Origin of the sequence: Flavobacterium humi, from assembly GCF_004745595.1 — a bacterium.
Lineage (GTDB): Bacteria > Bacteroidota > Bacteroidia > Flavobacteriales > Flavobacteriaceae > Flavobacterium > Flavobacterium humi.
The window spans coordinates 68,469-86,496 of sequence record NZ_SRLH01000002.1; the positions used below are offsets into that span (position 1 = coordinate 68,469).

Annotated in this window: 13 protein-coding genes; 7 read left to right on the forward strand and 6 right to left on the reverse strand. The window is 40.3% G+C overall.

Features of this window, described 5'->3' with window-relative positions; all coding sequences use genetic code 11:
* Nucleotides 1-100: 100 nt before the first annotated feature.
* Nucleotides 101-1,204, reverse strand: coding sequence for a Glu/Leu/Phe/Val family dehydrogenase (locus E4635_RS03255; protein WP_135525192.1), 1,104 nt, complete (start codon nt 1,202-1,204; stop codon nt 101-103).
* A 198-nt stretch (nt 1,205-1,402) separates the two neighbouring features.
* On the opposite strand from E4635_RS03255, the gene E4635_RS03260 reads away from it, so the two are divergent.
* Both E4635_RS03260 and E4635_RS03265 read left to right on the forward strand, forming a co-directional pair.
* Entirely contained in the window at nt 1,403-3,184 is a 1,782-nt protein-coding gene (locus tag E4635_RS03260; protein WP_135525193.1) for an ABC transporter ATP-binding protein, read from the forward strand.
* Between the two features lie 71 nt (nt 3,185-3,255).
* Nucleotides 3,256-3,630 carry a PUR family DNA/RNA-binding protein gene (locus E4635_RS03265; protein WP_169630205.1) on the forward strand — a complete coding sequence of 125 codons (375 nt, stop codon included), beginning with the start codon at nt 3,256-3,258 and terminating at the stop codon, nt 3,628-3,630.
* A gap of 75 nt (nt 3,631-3,705) precedes the next feature.
* On the opposite strand, the gene E4635_RS03270 is transcribed toward E4635_RS03265, so the two are convergent.
* The 4 genes from E4635_RS03270 to gyrB form a co-directional block, all read right to left on the reverse strand.
* Entirely contained in the window at nt 3,706-4,044 is a 339-nt protein-coding gene (locus tag E4635_RS03270) for a tRNA-binding protein (RefSeq protein WP_135525195.1), read from the reverse strand.
* Between the two features lie 80 nt (nt 4,045-4,124).
* Nucleotides 4,125-7,094: a protein translocase subunit SecDF gene (gene secDF, locus E4635_RS03275; protein WP_135525196.1), complete on the reverse strand. Its 2,970-nt coding sequence runs from the start codon at nt 7,092-7,094 to the stop codon at nt 4,125-4,127.
* A 193-nt stretch (nt 7,095-7,287) separates the two neighbouring features.
* A complete protein-coding gene (gene mdh, locus E4635_RS03280) occupies nt 7,288-8,223 on the reverse strand; it encodes a malate dehydrogenase (protein WP_135525197.1) in 936 nt (311 codons plus the stop codon).
* A 53-nt stretch (nt 8,224-8,276) separates the two neighbouring features.
* Nucleotides 8,277-10,217 (reverse strand): DNA topoisomerase (ATP-hydrolyzing) subunit B, encoded by a 1,941-nt coding sequence (gene gyrB, locus E4635_RS03285; protein WP_135525198.1) that lies wholly within the window; start codon nt 10,215-10,217, stop codon nt 8,277-8,279.
* A 783-nt stretch (nt 10,218-11,000) separates the two neighbouring features.
* Between gyrB and E4635_RS03290 the strand changes: the two genes are divergently transcribed.
* From E4635_RS03290 to E4635_RS03310, 5 genes are all read left to right on the forward strand, one after another.
* Nucleotides 11,001-12,977 (forward strand): ATP-binding protein, encoded by a 1,977-nt coding sequence (locus tag E4635_RS03290; RefSeq protein WP_169630192.1) that lies wholly within the window; start codon nt 11,001-11,003, stop codon nt 12,975-12,977.
* On the forward strand, nt 12,977-13,597 hold the full coding sequence (locus E4635_RS03295; RefSeq protein ID WP_135525200.1) for a response regulator: 621 nt from the start codon (nt 12,977-12,979) through the stop codon (nt 13,595-13,597). Before E4635_RS03290 ends, E4635_RS03295 begins: the two co-directional genes overlap by 1 nt.
* 141 nt (nt 13,598-13,738) lie before the next feature.
* Nucleotides 13,739-14,488 (forward strand): hypothetical protein, encoded by a 750-nt coding sequence (locus E4635_RS03300; RefSeq protein WP_135525201.1) that lies wholly within the window; start codon nt 13,739-13,741, stop codon nt 14,486-14,488.
* A gap of 63 nt (nt 14,489-14,551) precedes the next feature.
* Nucleotides 14,552-15,571: a sensor histidine kinase gene (locus tag E4635_RS03305; RefSeq protein ID WP_135525202.1), complete on the forward strand. Its 1,020-nt coding sequence runs from the start codon at nt 14,552-14,554 to the stop codon at nt 15,569-15,571.
* Nucleotides 15,568-16,338, forward strand: a complete 771-nt coding sequence (locus E4635_RS03310) for a LytR/AlgR family response regulator transcription factor (protein ID WP_135525203.1) — start codon at nt 15,568-15,570, stop codon at nt 16,336-16,338. The genes E4635_RS03305 and E4635_RS03310 overlap by 4 nt, the downstream gene beginning before the upstream one ends.
* 48 nt (nt 16,339-16,386) lie before the next feature.
* On the opposite strand, the gene asnB is transcribed toward E4635_RS03310, so the two are convergent.
* A complete protein-coding gene (asnB, locus tag E4635_RS03315; RefSeq protein ID WP_135525204.1) occupies nt 16,387-18,003 on the reverse strand; it encodes an asparagine synthase B in 1,617 nt (538 codons plus the stop codon).
* Nucleotides 18,004-18,028 lie beyond the last annotated feature (25 nt).

Sequence of the window (18,028 nt, forward strand, 5' to 3'; positions counted from 1 at the left end):
ACAATTTTATTTAGAATATTAAATCTTTTTAGGATTTTAGCCCTTCAGATTTTTAAAAACCTAGTTTCCAAAGAAATCCGACGGCATAAATCAGGAAAGATTATTTGGCATTCTCTTTCTTTCTCAAATCGATACGGTTTTGAGCGATTCTGAAAGCTGCCTCGTGGGTCGTGATCTTATTGGCATCGGCATAATCGAAAATCTCCAAGGTAGTGTTGTAGATATTTTCCGTTTTACGCATTGATTCCGCTTTGTCATACTTAACGATTTCCGCATACACATTGATGATTCCTCCTGCATTGATCAGGAAATCAGGTGCATAAAGAATTCCTCTGTCCTGTAACATCGCACCGTGCACTTTATCATTAGCCAACTGGTTGTTAGCGGCACCGGCAATTACTTTCGCTTTTAATTTTTTGATGGTATCGTCGTTAAGTGTCGCTCCAAGGGCGCAAGGCGCATAGATATCAACATCAGCAGTGTACAAATCGTCGCCTACATATATTTTAGCTCCGTATTTGTTCCCTATTTCCTCCAAACGGTTTTCGTTTATATCGGAAATAATCACTTTAGCACCTTCTGCCGTTAAATAATCTACCAAAGTTTCACCTACATGGCCAATTCCCTGTACCAAAACTCTTTTCCCCTCTAATGCATCAGAACCAAATTTGTATTTGGCAGCCGCTTTCATTCCCATGTAAACACCGTAAGCCGTTACAGGAGAAGGGTTTCCGGATCCTCCGATAGACTCGGAAATACCTGTTACGTGAGGTGTGTACTGACGGATCAAATCCATGTCGGCAGTAGTAGTCCCTACATCTTCAGCCGTAATATATCTTCCGCTCAAGGAATCAACATACTGGCCGAATTTAGCGATCATTTCTGGTGTTTTGTCTATTTTGGAATCACCGATGATTACCGCTTTACCTCCTCCAAGGTTCAGGCCGGAAATCGCAGACTTGTAAGTCATCCCTCGAGAAAGGCGCAAAACATCGTTCAAGGCCTCCCATTCGTTTGTATATTTCCACATTCTGGTACCGCCAAGGGCAGGTCCTAAAACTGTGTTATGGATACCAATTATTGCTTTTAATCCAGTATCTTTGTCGTTACAAAAAACAATTTGTTCGTGATTATCAAAAGAAACCTGCCCGAAAACAGGGTCTACTTTATGAAGTTCACTAGCTTTTAAAGATTCAGTAATCATAATTAGAAAGTTTTTTAGATTTTGGCTTTTTAAAAAAGTCGGTGCAAAATTACGCTTTTAATTCAAAAGTTTGCAATAATAAACCAAAATATTCACATATAATTATCAAATCCATAATTATATTTATCTCAGTAAAAACAATAAATTAAGTGTTTTTATTGAATTTAAACAGGATTTATATCTAATTTTATACAGAAAATGAAAGAACTTCGTTATTTAAATCCCTATTTTGCAAAATACAAATACCATTTTTTGCTGGGGATTATGACAACAATTGCAGCGCAAATATTTTCTCTTTATACTCCTGAACTTATTGGAAATTCTATAGCTGAGATCGAAAACTATATCAAATCGGGCTCGGCAAACCCTGAGTTTGTCAAAAACCTGTTGTTTAAAAATATCGTTACCATACTCATCACCACATTAATTGCGGCCATCCTTACTTTTTTGATGCGCCAAACGCTGATTGTGATGTCCCGACATGTGGAATATGATCTTAAGAATGAAGTTTTCAAAAAATACGAATACCTGACCCAGAATTTTTACAAACAGAACCGGACGGGCGACCTGATGAACCGGATTAGCGAGGACGTGGGCCGTGTAAGGATGTACGTGGGCCCGGCTGTCATGTATACGATCAATACCGTAATCCGTTTTGCCGTCGTGATTTATTATATGTGCCATACCACTCCTGAAGACCCGGCGGTAGGAATGAAACTGACGTTTTTTACGATTCTGCCTTTACCGCTTTTAGCTTATTTCATATTCAAATTAAGTACTAAAATCAATCAGAAAAGCACTATTTTCCAACAAAACCTGTCTGCCTTGTCCAGTTATTCCCAGGAGATTTTTTCAGGGATCAGGGTAATTAAAGCCTATAGCATCGAAGATAAAAAACAGGAAGATTTTGAAAAACTTTCAATGGAAAGCAATGAAAAAAGTTTGCAATTGGCTAAGGTACAAGCTTATTTCGGCCCTTTGATGCTGTTACTGATAGGAACCAGCAACTTATTGGTCGTTATTTTGGGAGGGATGATGTACATCAACGGAAGCATCCAGAATATTGGTGTTATTGCCAAATTTGTCCTGTATATTAATATGTTGGTTTGGCCGGTGGCTTCCATCGGATGGGTTTCGTCCCTGATTCAGGAAGCGGAAGCCTCGCAAAAAAGGATCAACGAATTCCTGAAAATCGAGCCTGAAATACAAAACGAGAACTTTTCCCCGATGGATTTCAAAGGCAACATTACCTTCGAGAACGTATCCCTTACCTATGAAGATACCCATATCAAAGCACTGGACAACATCTCTTTTTCAGTAAAAACGGGAGAAACCCTGGCTATTATTGGCGGAACCGGATCCGGGAAATCCACCATCATATCCCTTATCAGCCGTTTATACGACCCGACTTCAGGCGTTATTTCGATTGACGGGATCAAGTTGCCGGAAGCTAATTTGCAACGATTGCGGGACAGCATTGGCGTAGTGCCACAAGAAGCCTTCCTGTTTTCGGACACCATAAAAAACAACATCAAGTTCGGAAAAGAAAATGCAACTGATGAAGAAGTAATCAATTCCGCTAAAAACGCAGCCGTCCACGATAATATCATTGATTTTAAGGACCAATACGAAACAATTTTGGGCGAAAGGGGAATAACACTTTCCGGCGGCCAAAAGCAACGTGTTTCCATTGCGCGTGCCATAATTAAAAATCCTGAAATCCTGTTGCTCGACGATTGCCTATCCGCGGTCGATACAGAAACGGAAGAAGCTATTTTAAACAATTTGGAATCGGTTTCCAAGGATAAAACCACCTTAATTGTAAGCCACAGGGTTTCATCGGCTAAAAATGCCGACAAAATTATCATCCTTGAACAAGGGAAAATTATTCAGGAAGGCACTCATAATCAGCTAGTAAACCAAGAAGGCTATTACAAAGAATTGTATTTAAAGCAAATTGCAGAAAAAGAAATGCTCTAAATCTTGTTTAGTTGTATTTTTTTTTTCAATTTTGGGAAACAAACAACCCTAAATTGATTGATAGAATGAATATGAACGAACACGACATGTTAGAAAAAGAAGAAATTTTTTCTAAGGTACTCCGAGCTGGAAGAAGGACCTATTTCTTTGATGTACGCTCAACAAAAGCGGACGACTACTACATCACTATCACTGAAAGTAAAAAATTCACTGAAGAAGATGGCTCTTTCCACTTCAAAAAGCATAAAATCTATTTGTATAAAGAAGATTTTGCTGCATTTACAGACATTCTTGGTGAAATGACCTCTTACGTCCTGAACAACAAAGGAGAAGAAGTAATTTCAGAAAGACATCAGAAAGATTTCAAGAAAGAATACAATACCGAAACTGCGGAAGAAACAAAAACTACCGGAAGCTTTACGGATATCGATTTTGACGATATCTAACAGCCCAAAATCATAAATAAAAAGCCTGAAATAATTATTATTTCGGGCTTTTTTTATTGATATAAATGATAATGTTTATCCTATCCTCAAACCATTGCTGACCTTCATATCGGAAGACAGCAATACAATATCATTGTCCTCTCCTACCGAACCCAGGACCAGGCATTCGCTCATAAAATTGCCTATTTGTTTTGCCGGGAAATTGACCACAGCCACAATCTGCTTGCCTATAAGCGCTTCTTTCTTGTAGCGCCTGGTAATTTGTGCTGAAGATTTTTTAAGGCCAATTTCGACCCCAAAATCAATGAGAAGCTGATAGGCGGGTTTGTTGGCTTTGGGGAAATCATTAACATCAATAATCGTTCCTATGTGCATGGCCACTTTTTCGAAATCGTTCCAGGTAATTGTTTCCATCATTATTTGTTTTGAGGATTGCTAAAATAAAAAAATGCCTCCGAATTTGGAGGCATTTTTTATAGTAAAATCTAAAAAGATTATTTGTTCAATTCTGCGTGTCTTCTTTCGATTTCTTCTTTATCTGCTTTAGGCATAGTATCAACCAATACCGGTGTAGCGATGAATAAAGATGAATATGTTCCTACAGCGATACCTACAAGCATCGCGAAGATGAATCCTCTGATAGATTCTCCACCGAAAATAAACATGATCAACAATACCAACAACATCGTCAATGACGTATTGATTGTTCTTGATAACGTTGTATTGATCGAATCGTTTACAATATGGTTGAAATTCCCTTTGGTTTTACCGGCAAGGAATTCCCTGATCCTGTCAAATACAATAACGGTGTCATTCATCGAGTATCCGATAACAGTAAGGATCGCCGCAATGAAATGCTGGTCCATTTCCATATGGAAAGGCATAAATTTATAACACAAGGAGTAAATACCCAATACGAAGATAACGTCGTGCGCAACCGCAGCAAGTGCCCCTAATGAATATCCTAACTTACGGAAAGAAACCACTAAGTATAACGCCACTACCAACATCGCTCCGATAACAGCCCAGAAAGAGTTTGTTTTGATATCCGCAGAAATAGCAGGGCTGATTTTTGAAGCCTGTAACACTCCGAGTTTCTTACCTTCATAGATATTGATGAATGAATCGTAAGTCATGTTTGAAGTATAATGTTTCTTCAACACCTCGTATAATTTTTGGTTCACTTCTTTATCTACTGCTACACCTTCGTCTTCGATTTTGTATTTGGTAGTAATTTTAAGCTGGTCATCCGTACCGAAAACTTTTGCTTCCGCACTTCCGAATACTGCTGACAATTCGTGTGAAATCTCAGAAGCTTCAACCGTTTTTTCAAATTTAACCTGGAAAGTCCTTCCACCTACAAAATCCACACCTTCATCCAATCCGTTGATAAAGAAAATCGAAACGAAAGAAACGATAACTACCAATGAAGAGAAAATATAAGTTCCACGTTTGATTTTCAAATAATCAAAGTTGAATCCTGTGAACCATGTTTTAGACCAGCTGTTCGCAAACTGAAGGTTAGAATTGTTTCTAACGGCTCTGTCCAGGAAGATTCTTGTAATGAAGATTGAAGTAAATAAAGAGGTTACGATACCAATCAATAATGTCAATGCGAATCCTTTGATAGGTCCTGTTCCGAAAATGTACAAGATAGAACCTGTAAGGATGTGCGTAACGTTCGCATCAATAATAGAACGCATAGCACCCGTCCAGCTGAATGATTTTTTAACCGCTTCGTCCAGGCTCAAGCCGGCTCTCAATTCTTCTTTTGCCCTTTCATAGATAATAATGTTGGCATCTACCGCCGTACCCATTGTTAAAACGATACCTGCAATACCCGGCAATGTCAATACAAAACCGAAACTTGCCATTACTCCGAAAAGGAACAATAAGTTGACTGCCAATGCAATATTTGCATACCATCCTGATTTACCGTAGTAAACCAACATCCATAAAGAAACCAGTAATAAACCTACGATAGAAGAATTCAAACCGCTATCGATTGCTTTTTGGCCTAAAGATGGCCCTACTACATCAGACTGAACGATTTCTGCAGCTGCTGGTAATTTACCGGCACGCAATACGTTCGCTAAATCTTTAGTTTCTTCTACTGTGAAAACCCCTGAAATCTCAGAACGTCCTCCGGCAATTGGCCCACTGGTAACACCAGGAGCTGAATAAACGATATCATCCAGAACAATAGCGATATTGCTTTGCTGCGTATATGCTTTTCCTGTTAATTCTTCCCAGATTCTTGCCCCGGCACCGTTCATCTGCATGGTAACAGACGGTTTACCCATTTGGTTGAAGTCGTCTTTTGCATCAATGATCACACCACCGCTCAAAGGAGGAGTATTGGTTCTGTTTCCTTTAATAGCATATAATTCAACTACTTCACCGGCTTTATCATTTGGTTTACCCCATAATAATTTAACATCGGATAAATTACCAGGCAATAATGCTTTAATATCGGTACGTTTGAAATATTTATTGATTGTAGCCGTATCTTTAGTATTGGCATAACCCAAAACCGGGCCGCCTTGCTGATTTGGCATGAATTTTTCAAATAAAGGATTGTTCCCTTTTTTGGCAGCAGCCGAATCTTTTGATTTGTTTCCTAATAAACCTGTAATTTTAGATTCTTTGGCATTCGTAGAATCCGTTTTAACTTCAACAGTTTTTTCCGTTTTTTTCAACGCCTCGTTAACAGACATCAAATAAGTTCCTACTTCTTCTACCTTATATGTTTCCCAAAACTCTAATTGAGCTGTACTTGAAAGTAATTTTTTAGCACGATCCACATCTTTCGCACCAGGAAGCTCGATAAGGATACGTCCTGTACTTCCTAATTTAACGATATTAGGTTGTGTTACACCAAATTTGTCGATACGCTCACGCAATACTCTAAAAGCACTTTCAATAGATTCTTCAACTTTTTTATTGATTACTTTTTTTACCTCTGCATCAGACATTTGGATTTTGATCTCATCCGATAGGTTCCTGTTTCCAAAAACATCCGGCGATGCCAATTTTGTTGTTCCGTTTGAAACTTCATCAAAAGCAACATAAAACGCATCAAGAAAAGATTGATTTCCTTGTTGGTTCTTTTTAGCGTCGGCTAAAGCTTTGTTAAAAACAGGATTTGTGGTATTGTTTGCCAATTGCTTCAATACGTCTTTAACCGAAATCTGCAATATCACGTTGATACCACCTTCCAAGTCAAGACCTTTGTTGATTTGCTTTGTTTTAACCTGATCGTAAGTAAAATCTAAAACTCCAAGATTGAAAACTTTTTGCTTTCCAATCGAATCTAGATATTTCACTTCTTTTTCCTGGTTCCCGTTTGCAAATTGCTTTGCATCGCTCTTAACTTTGTTAGCAACAAAAGTGAAGGAAAGTTGGTAAATACTTACCACTGCAAAAATTATTGCAATAAATTTAATAAGTCCTCTATTCTGCATTCTGTGTAAAAATTAATTAATTCTTTCTTGTTTGGTTTTGGGTTTATTCCATAGAAATAGAACAAAACAGTTTACTCCATTTTATAAAACGTGCAAATATATAATACTGAATACGATTAACCAATTTATTTATTGATTAATATGAAAAAAAAGACTGCAAAAAAAGCAGTCTTTTTAGTTTATTTTGAAAAGTTTATCCTAAGATAGTATTCAAGGCATCATTCATGCTGCGGACAGCATCTGCACTTTTGGAAAATAAGGCTTTTTCGGCATCGTTTAATTTAATATCAACAATTTCTTCCACACCGTTTTTACCGATAATACATGGCACGCCTATGCAAATGTCATTTTGCCCGTACTCACCTTCTACAAATACGGAACAGGCAATCATTTTTCTTTGGTTATTCAAGATACTGTCTACAAGGTACGCTACGGAAGCTCCCGGTGCATACCAAGCGGATGTCCCTAACAAAGCCGTAAGGGTTGCTCCTCCAACCATAGTATCGGCAGCAACTTTATCCAATTGCTCCTGAGACAAAAATTGAGAAACCGGAATACCGTTATACGAAGCCAAACGGGTCAAAGGAATCATAGTCGTATCTCCGTGGCCTCCTATTACCATTGCCGAGATATCGTTTGCAGGTTTATCCAAAGCTAGCGACAGATATGTTCTGAAACGGGAACTGTCTAACGCTCCACCCATTCCGATGATTCGGTTTTTAGGCAATCCTAATGATTTGAATGCCAGGTATGTCATTGTATCCATTGGGTTGGAAACAATCACGAAAATAGCATTAGGCGAATGCTGCAATAAACTTTCAGCAACAGATTTTACAATCCCGGCATTGATCCCGATAAGTTCCTCACGGGTCATTCCCGGTTTTCTTGGGATTCCGGAAGTGATCACCACCACATCACTGTTAGCTGTTTTGGAATAATCGTTCGTAACACCTGAAACTCTTGTATTGTATCCTGTGTTTGTAGCACACTGCATGATATCCAACGCCTTACCTTCGGCAAAACCTTCCCTGATATCCAACAATACGATTTCACTGGCAATACTTCTATAAGCAATAGCATCGGCACAAGTAGCCCCTACATTTCCTGCTCCTACAATGGTAACTTTCATTTTTTTAAATGTTTATTCGGTTATTTTGGTTTTTGGTTATATTAAATTACTGCTTAAGCATCGATATTTGCGTAAACGGCGTTTTTCTCGATAAATTCCCTACGCGGCGGTACTTCGTCACCCATAAGCATGGAGAAAACACGGTCCGCTTCGGTAAGGCTGTCGATATTTACCTGGCGCAGCGTCCTGAATTCCGGGTTTAAGGTGGTATCCCACAATTGTTCCGCATTCATCTCTCCAAGACCTTTATATCGCTGGATTGCTGCCCCACCGCCCATTTTCTCATTGGCCAGGTCACGCTGCGCTTCCGTCCAGCAGTATTCTTTCTTGGTTCCTTTCTTAACCAGGTATAATGGCGGAGTGGCAATATAAACATGCCCTTCCTCGATTAATTCTTTCATAAAACGGAAGAAAAAGGTCAAAATCAAAGTAGAAATGTGGCTACCGTCGATATCGGCATCACACATGATGACTACTTTATGGTAACGCAGTTTTTCCAGGTTCAGGGCCTTGCTATCTTCGGTAGTCCCAACAGTTACGCCAAGAGCTGTAAAGATATTCCGGATCTCCTCGTTTTCAAAAACCTTATGGTGCATGGCTTTTTCGACATTCAGGATCTTACCTCGTAAAGGCAAAATAGCCTGGAACGCACGGTCACGCCCTTGTTTTGCGGTTCCGCCCGCCGAATCTCCCTCGACAAGGAACACTTCGCATTTTGCAGGATCCTGCTCGGAACAATCGGATAGTTTTCCTGGTAATCCGCCACCGCCCATTACGGTTTTGCGCTGTACCATTTCACGCGCTTTTTTGGCTGCGTGACGGGCCTGGGCCGCTAAAATTACTTTTTGGACAATGATTTTGGCATCGTTAGGGTTTTCTTCCAGGTAGTTTTCCAGCATTTCGGCAACAGCCTGGGATACCGGTGAAACTACTTCCCTGTTTCCTAATTTGGTCTTGGTCTGGCCTTCGAATTGCGGCTCTGAAACCTTAACCGAAATGATCGCCGTCAAACCTTCACGGAAATCATCTCCAGAAATTTCAAACTTTAATTTATCTAACAAACCGGAAGCATCCGCGTACTTTTTAAGGGTACGGGTAAGCCCCATACGGAAACCTTGCAAATGCGTTCCGCCTTCGTGGGTATTGATATTGTTTACGTATGAAAATATATTTTCCGAGTAACTGGTGTTGTAAATAAGGGCTACTTCCACCGGTACTTCGCCTTTTTCATTTTCCATGCTGATGACATGGGTGATGATCGGCTCACGGTTTCCGTCAAGGAACTTAACGAATTCTTTCAGACCTTCTTTGGAATGGAAGGTTTCAACCGCCTGGCTTCCGTCATCGTTTAAAGTACGCTTGTCCGTTAAGGTAATGGTGATGCCTTTGTTCAGGAACGAAAGCTCGCGTAAACGACCGGCAAGGGTATCATAAGAATATTCCAGGGTTTGCTGGAAAATGGTCCCGTCCGGTTTGAAAGTAACGATTGTCCCACGTTTTTCGGTAGTCCCGATCTGTTTTACCGGATACATGGCCTTTCCTCTTTCGTATTCCTGCTCGTAAATTTTACCGTCTCTGTGAACCGTAGCGCGCAAATGATCGGAAAGTGCATTTACACACGATACTCCTACTCCGTGAAGACCTCCTGAAACCTTGTACGAATCTTTATCGAATTTACCTCCTGCTCCAATTTTGGTCATAACAACCTCAAGGGCGGAAACTCCTTCTTTTTTGTGCATATCGACTGGGATACCTCGGCCGTTATCTTCAACGGTGATCGAATTGTCTTCGTTAATGGCTACATGAATCGTATCGCAATGTCCGGCCAGGGCCTCATCGATAGAGTTATCGACAACTTCATAAACCAAATGATGCAAACCTCTTGTACCTGTATCCCCAATGTACATGGAAGGTCGCATCCTTACGTGCTCCATTCCTTCCAGCGCCTGAATACTGTCTGCGGAATAATTATTGTTTTTTACTTCTTCACTCATATAATCTTATCGTAATGTATTTTTTTGTATAACACGCAAATATATAAAAACGAACCTTCTTTTGTTAGAATAATACCCCAAAATACCTTGAAGTTATTAACATTTTATGAAGAGTTTTTAGGATGAAAAGAGGAAAGAGAAAAGAAAAAAGAGCATAGATGAAAGAACATAGACAGGCAGAAAGGAAATTGACAATTACATCACGAAAAATGCTCTTACATCAGTGAAATGAGCAATTACATCACGAAAAACGCTCTTACATCAGCGAAATAGACATTTACATCAGTGAAATGAACAATTACATCACGAAAAACATTCTTACATCAGCGAAATAGGCATTTACATCAGTGAAATGAACAATTACATCACGAAAATAGATAATTACATCACGGAAAATGCTCTTACATCAGCGAAATAGGCATTTACATCAGTGAAATGAACAATTACATCATGAGTTTTTCTTTTTGTTTCTTTCTTTTGTCTTGATACAAACCGAAGTATGAGGTTCAGAGAACACCGATAAAAATAAATTTGTGGTGAACTAAAAGAAACAAAAGGGCGGAGTGGAAAGCTTGGAAAGATTGGTTTTTAATTCGCTAATTAACCAATTCGCTCATCAATTCCATTACAAAACATGTCTACTCTTTCCTCTATGTTCTATGCTCTATGTTCTTTCCTCTTCAACACATCCATAAGGGGAAATACCCTAAATGGCGGAAAAATTATTTTATCTGGCGGAAATGGATACTTTTGCTGAAAAGTATTTTACGATCAATGCTTACAATGAAGCGATACATCCGGTTGTTACTCGTGTTTTCCCTTTTGCTTTCCTGCGGGGAAAAGAAGGACAACGTGCTGTACCATGAGCCTAAAGATGGTATTTCAGACCCTACTGTAAAATGGCTGAACGATAAAAACAACTTCCATAAGGGAAATTACAGGACTGTTTTTTATGATTTCTATACCCGGAAAATCAAGGAAAAGGATTTTAAGTCTGCGGCGGATGTGCTGCGTATTGTGAGTGTCAAAATAGTGCATTTTTCGGCTTACGATAAGGATTTTGAAGCGCTGGTGCATTCGTTTTCTGAAAAGTATGCTGATAAGTTACCGCCGGACCAAACTACTTTCCTGGCTTCGTACCTGGGCTGTTATGAGACGGAAGAAGGGAATTTCAAGAAGGCTATTGACTATTTCCGGAATATTACTGCTGTTGAAGCCGTAGATTACCAAAGTTGTGTGGATAAGGCATATGCTTATTTTGATATTTCTTTTTGCTATTTCAGCATCGGTGACCAAAACCTGGCTCTGGAAAACAGCTTGAAATCCTTGCATTATTTTAACAAAACGGATAATCTGATTGGCATTGGCGGGGTGTACAGCAACCTTGCTTCCATCAATATGGCCTTGAAAAATTATAAAAAGGGCGAAGAATATTATACTAAATCGATTGCGTATTTTACCATTGCAAAAGATACGGGCAATATTTTTACGGCCTATTACAACAGGATCCAGAATTTTGAAGAAAGCCATAACCCGCGGTTTTATGCCCTGATCGATTCGACGTACCATTTATTTAAGGAAAGTAAGTTTAAGGACAGTTCGCTCAAGATTTCCATTAATACGTATTATACCAAAAAACTGCTGGAAGAAGGCAGGATTGCTGAAGCCAAAAAAATACTGGATGAATTAAGACCGGAAGTTACCAGCCTGAATACCACTTATTCTACTCAAGAATACGACATTGCCCTTGCTGAATATGAAATTAAGAAAAAGGAAGGAATTGTAGATATCAATAAGATCAAAAACGCGATTCCGGCCTTGGAAGAAAACAGCAATTACCAGATATTGCAGAATTTTTATACTTTGCTCAAAGAAGAGGCACTGAGCCAAAAAAAGTACGAGCAGGCCTTTTATTACCAGACAGAATTGCAGAAAGCGTCGGACAGTTTGGCTTCGACCGAAATAAAAAACAAGGCTTTGGAATTAAACGCCAAATACCAGGCCGAAAAGAAGGAACAGCAGATAAAACTGCAGGAAAAAACAATCCTGAACAAAAATACAACCATTGCCTTGTTGTTTAGCACCCTGATTGGGATTTTGCTGTTTGTTTTGGCCATTTCGCTACGACGCAAACAAAAACAGCTGCGCCTGGAAAAACAGGCCGCGCGGTTGTACACCAGGCAATTGCTGGAAAAAACCGAAGAAGAACGCAGGCGGATTGCCAGCGACCTTCACGACAGCGTAAGCCACGAATTGCTGAGTTTGAAAAATACGATGGAAGGCAAAACAGACCTGGCCAATACTAAAATTGATGCCATTATTAATGACATCCGGATCATCAGCCGCAACCTGCATCCTGTCATGTTTGATAAAATAGGCTTGAAAAACAGTGTGGAACAATTAGTGGAAAGAACACAATCTGTGAATAGTTTTATGGTCACGGCTGATATCAACTACCATTCTTCGCTATCGGTTCCGGATGAATTGCAGGTGTACCGGATTATCCAGGAGGCATTGTCGAATATTATCAAATATGCCGATGCCGTAGCCGCCAAAATTACCATTGCCGAAGAGAACAATACCATCCATATTGAAATAAAAGACAACGGGAAAGGGTTTAATGTAACCGAAACGCTGGCCGGCATGAACGCTTTTGGGCTCCATAACATTATTGAACGTACCAGGGCTATTGGCGGCGAGGCAAAAATCACTTCCGACAAAAACGGGACAATTGTTAGAATCGAAATAAAAAAATCCTAATGAAAATATTAATTGCAGACGACCATCCCTTTACATTGCAAGGCACAAAAAGTTTTGTCGAATCTTACGGTTACAAAGTAGTGGATGCCTGTTCCAACGGGGTTTCCGCTTTAAACTTAATCTCGCTGCACCATCCTGATATCGCGATTTTGGACGTTAATATGCCCGGAATGGACGGTTTGGATGTGGCCAAAAAAGTGTACGAGAACAAACTAAAGACAAAAATCATCCTGCTGACCATGCACAAGGAAATGACTTTGTACAAAAAAGCCAATGAATATGGTATTTACGGCTATATATTAAAAGAGCACGCCCATACCGAATTGGAAAAATGCCTCTCCGAAATTAAAAAAGGCAACCGCTATGTAAGCGAAAACCTGGAAGATGATTTGATTGTAGATGCGCTTCCGGCGGACGATGAGTTGTCAAAACTAACGCTTTCCGAAAGAAAAATAGTCGAACTGATTGCCCAGCAAAAAACAAGCAAGCAAATTGCCGATATGCTTTTTTTATCGGAACGTACCGTAGAAGGGCACCGGAGCAATATCATCACAAAGCTCGATTTGCCAAAAGAGAAGAATATTTTACTCATCTGGGCGATGAAAAATGTGAAACAATAGAAACCAAACCCCAACTCAATTTAAAAATTCCTGCTTTAACGGCTTATTTCCTTAGCTCATTGCTTTCTGGTTGATACTGGCATCCGATACTGATAGTTTTGTCCTATCAAATCGAATGTATCACTATAAAACAACTAAACAATGAACCGAGAACTTGTATTTTTAAGAACATTTGCAGCAACAACGGCTTTAGGGGCTATTATGCTTACCACATCCGCATTTCAAAAATCGGGCAATGCGAAATTTGGGGAAATCGATGTGGAAAGAATCAATATTGTGGAAAAAGACGGGACTGTCAAAATGATCCTCACCAATGTAGATAAATTCCCGAACAGCGGCGAAAAAGTGAATAACCGCCTTGTAACCGAAAACCGGAAAAAACGCTCCGGGATGTTATTTTTTAATGAAGAAGGTATCGAATGCGGAGGATTCATCTACGACGGGCAAAAAAATGCAAACGGGCACAGCTCCGGATTATCCCTTACCTATGATCAATATGACGGCGACCAGGTCATGCAGCTTCTGAACCAGGATTACAAAGAAGGAAACAAAAGAACGGTAGCGAGCAGCCTTGTTTTTAACGACAGGCCTACGGAGGAATCGCAGGAAAAATCAATGAAAATTATGAAAGAACTGGAAATCCTTGGCCAAACCGATCCTCAGGCAACGAAGAAAAAATACAAGGAATATGCCGCGCAAGGGCTCATAGGTAGCACTACCCGCGTCATGCTCGGAAAAACCAAAAGCCAAAACAACGGTTTGTTCTTATTTGATGACAAAGGAATGCCAAAGGCCATGTTCTATGTAGACAAGGACAATAAGGCAAAACTGGATTTTTATGATGATAACGGAAACGTAATCGCTTCTTTCCCGGAAACCAAAACAAAATAATTTTACCCTATCTTAGCCCTATATAACCGTATAGGGCTATTTTTACAAAAGTTGATACAAAACATGCTTGAGAAGATAAAGCAAAACCGGTACTTTTTACTGTTCATATTCCTGTTCGGTTATGCACAATCGGTACAGATCCGTTTTCTGGTGCGGGGAAGGTTCAGCTGGTACCTGTTTACGCCCGAAGCCGCCGTTCTTTATTTCATCAGTGCCTGTATCCTGTTTGCACTCATGCGGTTTTTGATGCAGCGCTGGCAGAAATCAGAAACATTCGATTATAGGGAAACACTCAAGGTTTTCAGCACTTCTTTGCTTTTGTACCTTATCATACTCAATATGTTGTCGTTGCTGATTGCCTTGGCTTTTGATACTGTCGAAAGGAATTTCAACCTCAATACCCTTCTTAACGATTCCATCGGGAACTTGCTGAACGCTTTTATTTACGGGAGTTTTTTCCTGGCGTATTATTATTATTCGAAAAACCAGAAAAACCAAAAACAGCTTTTCCTTAGCAATGAAGCGCTTTCCGAGAGCAAAATCAACCAGCTCAAATCACAACTCAGCCCGCATTTCTTATTCAACAACCTGAATGTCCTGGACCAGCTCATTGAAGAAGACAAGCACAAAGCATCGGATTTCTTATATGAATTTTCCGAAATTTACCGTTACGTTTTGCAGGCAACAGACAAAAAATTGGTTTCGGTAGAAGACGAACTTTCCTTCGCTAAGAGTTATTTTAGGCTGATGCAGCACAAATACGGACAGTCTTATCAATTGAAAATCATCCAAAAAGAGAAAAACAGCGGTTATATCGTACCGCTTACGTTGCAATTGCTTTTGGAAAATGCCATCCAGCACAATCTGGGAACCGAAAGCAATCCAGTCCTGATTACCATAGAAATACAGGGCCAACTCAAAGTTTCCAACAACATCATCGAAAAAAGAACTGTAAAAATGCCTTCGGGGAAAGCACTTGTAAACCTGAAAGAGCAATACCGCCTGCTATCCAGCCAGGAAATCGCAATCGATCATTCCAAAAGCCGGTTTGCCGTAACTTTACCCATAATCCAGAACCCATGATAAAAGTCGTTATCATAGAAGACGAAATCCCGGCCAGGAAAAAACTCAAACGGTTCCTGGAAGGCATCAACGAACCTGTTACCGTAATAGCCGAAATCGGTATTGTAACCGAAGCCATCGCTTTCCTGAAAACCAATCCTTCCATAGACCTGATCCTTTCCGACATTGAGCTTCAGGACGGAAACGCTTTTGAAATATATAATGAAGTGACAGTTTCCTGCCCTATTATTTTCACCACGGCCTATAATCAGTTTTTAATGGATGCTTTTGAAGGCAATGGGATCGAATATCTTTTAAAACCCTTTTCGTTTGAACGGTTCCAAAAAGCCTGGGACAAATTCCTTTGGTTGCGCAAATCCAATACTACAGATACCGATTTGTACGCCAAACTGAGCCAGATCATCACAGGAGCAACATCTGAAAAAACGGTTAAGAAACGATTTTCCGTGCCTTCCAACCAAGGAACTTATTTTATAGAAACCGGCGATATTTTGTTTTTTGCTGCCGAAGAAGGGGTTATTTTCGCTGTTGACAAGCATTCCAAAAAACATTTGCTCACACAATCCACCCTCAAGGAGATTGAAGAAGTATTGGATAAATCTGATTTTTTCAGGATAAACCGAAGCGAATTGGCCAACAAAAAGCATATCGAACGAATGGACCGCTATACGAAAAACACCATCGCCATAAAGCTTCGGGGCTACGAAAAATACTTGGTCACCAGCCAAAGCAATACCAGCCTTTTCCGGGAATGGATTGAGGAATAATAAAAAAGCACCCGTAAAATGGGTGCTTTCTAAAGAATACTCAAACGGTTATACAGCTATTCCGGCCTTGGCAATTTCAGTATCCGCTTTTACGTGGGCTGCGTTGGCCCTTCCGCTCGGGTCTGTATTTTCCTGCCATTTGGGTATCCATTTGCGCACTGTTTCGGCAGCGCTGACTTGTGGGTAATATTTATGGAAGATCGTTCTGTAATAATACGCTTCTTTCGTTATTGGTGTGTTGTATGGAAATAAGGCAGCGGCCGCTTCCAATTGCTCATCCGTGACCTGGGACGCACAGTATTCGATTAATGTGTCGATCCAGCTGTATCCTACTCCATCCGAAAACTGCTCTTTCTGGCGCCACAGCACATCGTCTGGCAAATAAGGCTGTTCAGGAGTATCGAAGGCTTTTCGTAAAATATATTTTTCTTTGCCATCATAGGTTTTGGGCAGTTTTTCTTCTGCTTTGATCTTTACGGCAACTTCTAAAAAAGCTTTGTCCAGGAACGGCACTCTGGCTTCCAGTCCGTGGGCCATGGTCGATTTGTCGGCACGGAGCAAATCGGCGGTGAATAATTTCTGGATACGCTCGATGGTTTCTTTTTGGAATTCTTCAACCGAAGGAGCATTTCTAAAATACAAATAGCCACCAAATATTTCATCGGCCCCTTCGCCGGACAATACTACTTTAATCCCCATATCGGTTATGGCTTTCGACAGGAAATACATAGGCGTACTGGCCCTGACCGAAGTCACGTCATAGGTTTCCAAATGCCAGATGAGTTTGTCCAGGATTTCAATGCCCTGCTGAATGGTAAAATGGATTTCATGATGTTCAGTTCCTAAAAATTCCGCTACTTTACGGGCGGCTTTGGCATCCGGAGCCTCAGCATCAAGGCCAATCGAGAAGGAATGCAGGGTTTTGCCTTTTTCTTTGAGCAACCTGGCTGCAATGGAAGATGTTAATGACGAATCCAATCCACCGGAAAGCAAGACACCAATAGGCACATCGCTCATTAATCGCTTGCGTGTGGCTTCGGTTAAAGTTTCCCGCAACAATGCCAAATCCAGTTCCTGATCGGCTTTCCTGTAATCTTCATATTCCGGTTTATAGTATTTTACAAAACCGGTTTGGGACGTATAATAATGCCCTGGCGGAAAAGTGGAAAATGTTTTGCATTGGTCTGCTATAGGTTTCATTTCCGAAGCGAAATAAATGCGGCCACGCTCGTCAATGCCATAATACAACGGTTTTACGCCAAGCGGATCGCGGCCGGCTATAAAATCATTACCGTCGACTACAACAAAAGCGAAATCCCCGTCCAGTTTATCCAGGAAATCATACCCGAATTCTTCGTAAAGATGCACGATCACTTCTGAATCCGAATGCGTCCTGAAGGTGTGGTGTTTCAAAATCCCGTCCCGTAATTCCTGATGGTTGTAAATTTCCCCGTTATGGACCATATAAGCTGTGGAAGTGCCGCGGATAGGCTGCCGACCGGAATGCAGGTCGATGATGGACAAACGCTCATGGCTTAAGATATGCCCGTTTTCGGTGATATGCAGATCACTTTCATCCGGTCCGCGGTGGGACATTCTTTTAGACATTTTTTTTACTGATTCGACATCTTTTCCTTTTCCGATAATGGCTATTATTCCGCACATACTAATTCTGTTTTTTTGGTTATAA